7 protein-coding genes are annotated in these 6,731 nt (G+C 69.4%); all 7 read right to left on the bottom strand.

The window, feature by feature from the left end; translation table 11 throughout:
• Positions 1-72: 72 nt before the first annotated feature.
• The 7 genes from HV824_RS24410 to HV824_RS24440 all read right to left on the bottom strand — a co-directional run bounded on the left by HV824_RS24410 (position 73) and on the right by HV824_RS24440 (position 6,521).
• Entirely contained in the window at positions 73-1,281 is a 1,209-nt protein-coding gene (locus tag HV824_RS24410) for a ceramide glucosyltransferase (protein ID WP_176420386.1), read from the bottom strand.
• A gap of 143 nt (positions 1,282-1,424) precedes the next feature.
• Positions 1,425-2,111 carry a phosphate signaling complex protein PhoU gene (gene phoU / locus HV824_RS24415; RefSeq protein ID WP_163784444.1) on the bottom strand — a complete coding sequence of 229 codons (687 nt, stop codon included), beginning with the start codon at positions 2,109-2,111 and terminating at the stop codon, positions 1,425-1,427.
• A gap of 25 nt (positions 2,112-2,136) precedes the next feature.
• On the bottom strand, positions 2,137-2,880 hold the full coding sequence (gene pstB / locus HV824_RS24420; protein ID WP_217917689.1) for a phosphate ABC transporter ATP-binding protein PstB: 744 nt from the start codon (positions 2,878-2,880) through the stop codon (positions 2,137-2,139).
• A gap of 46 nt (positions 2,881-2,926) precedes the next feature.
• Entirely contained in the window at positions 2,927-3,838 is a 912-nt protein-coding gene (gene pstA / locus HV824_RS24425) for a phosphate ABC transporter permease PstA (RefSeq protein WP_176420390.1), read from the bottom strand.
• Positions 3,835-4,815: a phosphate ABC transporter permease subunit PstC gene (pstC, locus tag HV824_RS24430; protein ID WP_255208305.1), complete on the bottom strand. Its 981-nt coding sequence runs from the start codon at positions 4,813-4,815 to the stop codon at positions 3,835-3,837. The genes pstA and pstC overlap by 4 nt, the downstream gene beginning before the upstream one ends.
• 61 nt (positions 4,816-4,876) lie before the next feature.
• Entirely contained in the window at positions 4,877-5,698 is an 822-nt protein-coding gene (locus HV824_RS24435; RefSeq protein ID WP_176410830.1) for a phosphate ABC transporter substrate-binding protein, read from the bottom strand.
• A gap of 133 nt (positions 5,699-5,831) precedes the next feature.
• Complete coding sequence (locus HV824_RS24440) at positions 5,832-6,521, bottom strand: response regulator (RefSeq protein WP_176410829.1); 690 nt, start codon at positions 6,519-6,521, stop codon at positions 5,832-5,834.
• Between the last annotated feature and the right edge of the window lie 210 nt (positions 6,522-6,731).

Below are 6,731 nucleotides of genomic sequence, written 5' to 3' on the forward strand. Positions count from 1 at the left end.
TTCTCCGCGAGCGGTGACAAGGTGCTCGCCCAGCATGCGGGCAGGCGGGCCCTGGAAGGGCGCTGCGCCGGGTCAGCCCGCGAGGATGCGGTCGCCCTGGGGCAGCGCGGGCTCGGGCGGCGGGCCCGCCGTGCGCACCGGCATCAGCCGCGTGCCCCGGCCCACGCGCAGCCGGGTGCCGCGCCAGCTCACCGTGCGGGAGAAGAGCGCGTAGCTCCAGGCCGCGAAGAGCAGGACGTCCTTGGCGAAGACGGCGGGCACCGCGTCCCACGACAGGGGCTGGGGCCGCAGGGCGCGCACGGTGGAGAGGTCCACCGCCACCTTGCCCAGCGCCACCACCAGGCAGAGCGCCGCGGTGTCGGGAGCGGGGGCCAGCAGCGCGCCCAGCAAGGCCAGCGGCGTGGGGTTCAGCAGGGCCTGGGCCAGGTACGTGCCCGGCGACACCGCGGTCCGGTGAATCACGCTCCAGCGCAGATAGCGCTGGAAGAAGGACAGGACGCTCTTGCTCAGCGACACGTTGAACACGGGCGTGTGCGCCATCACCACGCGGCGGCCCAGCTTCCGCGTCACCCACTGGCCGATGACGTAGTCCTCCGCCAGCACGTCCTTCACGGAGAAGAAGCCGCCCAGCGCGTCCACGTCCTCGCGGCGCAGCGCCATGGACTTGCCCACCACGAGGTCCTGGCCCGCCAGCCGCTTGGCGGCAATCATCCCCGCCGCCGCGCTGGCGCCCAGGTGCAGGTTGTCCAGGAGCGAGCCGAAGGTGCGCTCGCCAATGCCCGACACCGGGTGGGTGACACAGCCCACCTCCGGGTCCGCGAAGGCCTGGGCAAGCTCCTCCAGGTAGCCCGGCGCCACCCGCGTGTTGCTGTCGCTGATGACCAGCACGTCGTGGCGCGCCCGGTCCGCCAGGGTGATGAGCTGGTTCACCTTCGGGTTGCGGCCCGGCTCGCCCTCCTGCACTTCCAGGCGCATGACGTGGGGCCAGCGGGCGACCGCCGCGCGCGCCACGGCGAAGGCCGGGTCCCTGGCATCCTTGACGCCGAGCACCACCTCGTACACGCCCGCGTAGTCCAGCCCGGCGAACCGCGCCAGGTTGGCTGCCAGGTCGTCATCCACGCCGCACAGCGGCTTGAGGATGGAGATGCCCGGGCGGGGCGTGCCCGGCTTCACGGCGACAGACGGCTCATGCCGGTGGCGCAGCACGAGCGCGAACTGGACGGTGAGGAGGAGCAGTCCGAGGCAGGCGGCGAGCAGCAGGACGGTGGAGGCGAGCAACATTCGCGGGCAATCCCCGGGGCCGGTGCGCCGTCATGGCGCGACCACGGTTGCCACGCTAGCGGCCTTCCACGTCAGCTCCGCGAAGCGCCCGGGGCGGGTCGGGCAATTCGCGGTGACAGGCCGGTGAAGCCCGCGGCCGCGGGCTACTCCGCCAGGTTGCGGCTCCGCGGGTGGCGGATGTCCTTGCCGCGCACCATGTAGACGACCATCTCCGCCACGTTCAGCGCGTGGTCGCCAATGCGCTCCAGGTGCTTCGCGATGAACATCAGCGCCGTGGCGCGGCGGATGTTGCGCGAGTCCTCCATCATGTAGGCGAGGAGCTCGTTGAAGATTTTGAGGAAGAGGGCATCCAGCAGGTCATCGCCCCGGAGCACCTCCTCCGCCTTGGCGACGTCGCCGGAGACGAAGGCGTCCAGCGACATGCGCACCTGCCGCTGGGCCAGGTCGGCCAGCCGGGGCGTGTCCACGTAGGGCGCCAGCGGGGGGACCTGGTTCAGGTCCATGGAGCGCTCGGCGATGTTCACCGCCAGGTCGCCGATGCGCTCCAGGTCGGTGACGATCTTCAGCGCCGTGGTGATGAGCCGCAAGTCACTGGCGGCGGGCTGGCGCAGCGCGAGAATCTTCCGGCACAGCTCGTCAATGTCCACCTCCAGGCGGTTGACGTCCTTGTCGGCGGCGACGACCTTCTCGGCCAGGGCGCTGTCGCGGTCGGTGAGCGCCTTCATGCTCTGGACGATGAGGGTCTCCACCTTCGCGCCCATCGCGAGCAGCTTCTCCCGCAAATCCCTCAGGTCGGCTTCGAAGGCCTTGTCCGTGTGCGTCGACGGCATGTGTCCGGTCCCCTCTTTCTTCCGCTCACCCGAACTTGCCGGTGACGTAGTCCTCGGTGCGCTTCTCTCGCGGGTTGGTGAAGATCTGCTCGGTGGGGCCGCATTCCACCAGCTCGCCCATGTAGAAGAAAGCGGTGCGGTCGCTGACGCGCGCCGCCTGCTGCATGTTGTGGGTGACGATGGCGATGGTGTACGTCGCCTTCAGCTCGTGGATGAGCTCCTCGATTTTCGCGGTGGCGATGGGGTCCAGCGCGCTGGCGGGCTCGTCCATCAGCAGCACCTCCGGCTCCACCGCCATCGCCCGGGCGATGCACAGCCGCTGCTGCTGGCCGCCAGACAGGCCCAGGGCGCTCTCGTCCAGTCGGTCCTTCACCTCGTCCCAGAGCGCGGCGCCACGCAGCGACTTCTCCACCCGCGAGGCCAGCTCCGCCTTGTCCTTCATCCCGCCCACGCGCAGGCCGTAGGCGACGTTCTCGAAGATGCTCTTGGGGAAGGGGTTGGACTTCTGGAAGACCATGCCCACGCGCCGGCGCAGGTCCACCACGTCCACGCCGCGGTCATGGATGTCCATGCCGTCCAGCAGGATGGTGCCCGAATGCGTGGTGCCGGAGATGAGGTCGTTCATCCGGTTGAGCGAGCGCAGGAAGGTGGACTTCCCGCAGCCGGAGGGGCCGATGAGCGCCGTCACCCGCCGGTCGAGGATGGCCAGGGACACCTTGTGGATGGCCGTCTTGGAGCCGTAGCGCAGGATGAGCTCCCGCGCTTCCATCTTCGCGCGGGGATTCTGGGGTTGGAGGGACATGGCAGGCGTACCGTCAGTGGGCGCTGGCGGCCTTGCGGCGCGTGCGCGTCCGGATGATGACCGCGACGAGGTTGAGGGCGAAGGTGAGCGCCAGCAGCACCAGCACCGTCGCATACAGCGGACCACTGGCCTCCGTCACGTTCGGTGACTGGGTGGCCATGACATACGTGTGGTAGCCCAGGTGCATGAACTGGGAGTTCAGCTGCGTGGGCAGGTCCGGCAGGAAGTAGGCGGCGCCGGTGAAGAGGATGGGCGCCACCTCGCCCGCGCCGCGGGAGATGGCCAGCACCGCGCCGGTGAGGATGCCGGGCAGGGCGCCGGGCAGCACCACCCGCGCCAGCGTCTGCGACTGGGTGGCCCCCAGCGCCAGGCTGGCGGTGCGCTGCTCCAGCGGCACCGCGCGCAGCGCCTCCTCCGTGGAGACGATGACCACCGGCAGCGTCAGCACCGCCAGCGTCAGCGACGCCCAGAGGATGCTCGGCTGGGCCCAGTGCATCTCCTCGTAGCCCAGCAGCCGGTCCAGGTTGCCGCCGACGAAGAGGATGAAGAAGCCCAAGCCGAAGAGGCCGAAGACGATGGAGGGCACGCCCGCGAGGTTGACGACCGCCACGCGCACCCAGCGGGCGAAGCGTGACTCCGGCGGCGCGTACTCGTGGAGGTATACGGCGGTGAGCACGCCCACCGGCATCACCGCCAGCGTCATCAGCAGGGTGAGCGCGGCGGTGCCGAAGATGGCGGGGAAGATGCCGCCGCCCATCATGCCGTCGCTGGGCGGCTGGGTGAGGAAGACCCAGGAGAGGTGACGCGCCCCGTTGCGGGCGACGTCCAGCAGGATGAGGGCCAGCATGCCCACGATGAAGAAGGCCGCGAGGGCCGTCAGTCCGGTGAGGCCCAGCCCCACCGCACGGCGCGTGGTGTACTTCACGAGGCGCTCCCGGTCAGCCGCTGGAGGACCTTCTTCGTCCACGTGGAGGCCACCATGTTGAGGACGAAGGTGAAGATGAACAGCTCCACGCCAATGAAGAACAGCAGCGAGTAATGCGGACTGCCCACCACGACCTCACCCATCTCCGCAGCGATGGTGGCCGACAGCGAGCGCGCCGAATCTCCCAGGTTCCAGGACACGATGTCCGCGTTGCCCGAAGCCATGAGGACAATCATCGTCTCGCCAATGGCCCGGCCGAAGCCCAGCACGCACGCGGCGAGGATGCCGGGGGCCGCCGCGGGCAGCACCACCTTCCACGCCGTCTCCCAGAGCGTGGCGCCCAGCGCCAGCGAGGCCTCGCGGTAGCTGCGGGGCACCGCGGTGAGCGCGTCCTCGGACACGGTGAAGATGACCGGGACGATGGCCAGCGCCAGCGCCAGTCCCGCCAGCGTGCCGTTGAGCGGCCGGTCCAGGTGGAGCAGGTCCTTCACCATGGGGGACAGCACCATCAGCGCGAAGAAGCCCAGCACCACGGAGGGGATGCCGGCCAGCAGCTCGATGACGGGCTTGAGCAGCTCGCGCAGGCGCCGCGGAGCGAACTCCGCGACGAAGAGCGCGCTGAAGATGCCCATGGGCACCGCCACCAACATGGAGACCAGCGTGATTTTCAGCGTGCCCACGAACAGCGGAATCATGCTGACCTTGGGCGTGTCCGACACGGGCTGCCACCGGAACGGGTAGCGGCCCTCCTGCGGCAGGAACATCTTGGAGAGGCTGGCCTCGTGGCGGGCCTCCGCGTCGGTGAAGAGCGTCAGCGCCTCCTTGGCCACGAAGACGATGATGAGGACGAGCGCGGCGATGCCGGTGAACGCCATCAGCGTGATGAAGCCCGCGACGGCCTTCTCCCGCAGCTGACGCCTCCGCGCGGCCGCGGACAGGCGCGGCGCGGCCACGCGTTGCGTGAGACCCTGCTCCATGGTCGCCTGTCTATCCATTGTGACTCAGGGCCTCTTGTGACATTCGTGTGACGCTCCGCGGCTACTTCACGGGGAAGTAGCCGACCTGGGTGACGATGGCCTGACCTTCGGGGGAGAGCGCGAAGTCGATGAAGGTCTTGATGTCGCCCGTCGGCTCGGCGCGCAGGTAGAAGAAGAGGTCGCGCGCCAGCGGGTACTTGCCGCTCTTGATGTTGTCCGCGCTGGGGGCGATCTCCTCGTTGCCCTTCTTGACCTTCAGCTCCTTGATGCCCTCTGCGTAGGCGGCGCCGCCGTAGCCCAGGCTGTTCTTCTCCTTGGAGACGGCGTTCACCACCGCGGCGGTGCCGGGCAGCGTCTGGATGGCGGGCGCGAAGTCCTCGCCGTCCAGCACCATGTCCTTCACGAAGACGTAGGTGCCGGAGGAGTTCTCCCGGGAGTAGGCGACGATGGGCGCGTCCGCGCCGCCCACCTGCTTCCAGGTGGTGATGTCGCCCACGTAGATCTTCATCAGCTGCTCAGGGGAGAGCGCGCTCACGGGGTTGGCCTGGTGGACGTAGAAGGTGACGCCGTCCTTGGCCACCGAGCGCTGCACGGGCGGCGCCTTGTAGCGCGCGCGGAGCTTGTCGGACTCCGCCTTCTTCATCTCCCGGCTGGACATGGCGATGTCCGTGGTGCCGTTCTGGAGCGCCGCCAGGCCCACGCCGGAGCCGCCGCCGGTGACCTGGACCTTGAGGGTGGGGTGCTTCTTCATGAACGCCTCGGCCCAGCGCTGGCCGAGGATGACCATGGTGTCGGAGCCCTTGATGGTGACGGTGCCCGCCTGGGCAGCGGCGGGGAGCGCCAGGAGGAACACCGCGAGCAGGGGCTTGAGGAGCGATTTCATGGGGGACTTCTCCTGGCTGAAATGATGCGGACCGGAATCTGGCCGCGGTGTGAGGCTTGCGCGAAGACGCCGCGCTTCTACGTGACGTGGGTGTCCGTTTCGCGTCCACCGTGTGACATCGCCGTCACGACGCTCAGCCCGCGGTCGGGTCCAGCATCCGGTAGCCGACACCGCGGACCGTCTCCAGCAGCGCGCGCGCCGGGCCCAGCTTGTCGCGCAGGCGCATGACGTGGGTGTCGATGGTGCGCGTCTCCAGGGAGGAGGACAGGCCCCACACCTCTTCCAGCAACTGCTCACGCGTCTGCACCCGACCCAGGCGGGCGAGCAGGTGCTCCAGCAGCCGGAACTCCAGCGCGGTGAGGGCCACCTCGCGCTCCTCCACGAAGAAGCGGTGGGACGCCACGTCCAGGCGCAGGGGCCCCAGCGCCAGCGGCGCCGTGCTCCCGGTCGTGGGCGCGCCGCGGCGGAGGATGGCCTTCAGGCGCAGCACCAGCTCCCGCACGCTGAAGGGCTTCACCACGTAGTCGTCCGCGCCCACCTCGAAGCCGCGGATGCGGTCGGACTCCTCGCCCTTGGCGGTGAGCATGACGATGAGGACGCCCCGGGACTGGGGGTTTGCCCGCAGCTGCCGGCAGACATCGATGCCGGACATGTCCGGCATCATCAGGTCCAGCAGCACGAGGTCGGGGTGCTGCTCCCGGGCGGCCACCAGCGCTTCTTCGCCGGTGTGGGCCACGTGCGTGGTGAGGCCAGAGCCCCGCAGGTTGAAATCAATGAGCTCCGCGAGGTCGCGTTCGTCGTCGACGATGAGGACATGGGGCATGGCGGGCAGTCACTCTGCGCGCCCCCGTTTCCGACCGTGTGACTCGTGTGCAACAACTTCGTCAGGGCTGGAACACGCGCGGGAACGGGCGACACGGGGCGGTGGCCGGCCCTCCAGCGAGCGGGCCCCCGGCCAGGTGGCCTGTTTGCGCGTGAAGGCGCTGCCGTGCCGGGGTAAACCCCTGGGCGCCCTGTCATGACCTCCGCCCAC

It is taken from the genome of Myxococcus sp. AM009 (genome assembly GCF_013372605.1).
Lineage (GTDB): Bacteria > Myxococcota > Myxococcia > Myxococcales > Myxococcaceae > Myxococcus > Myxococcus vastator.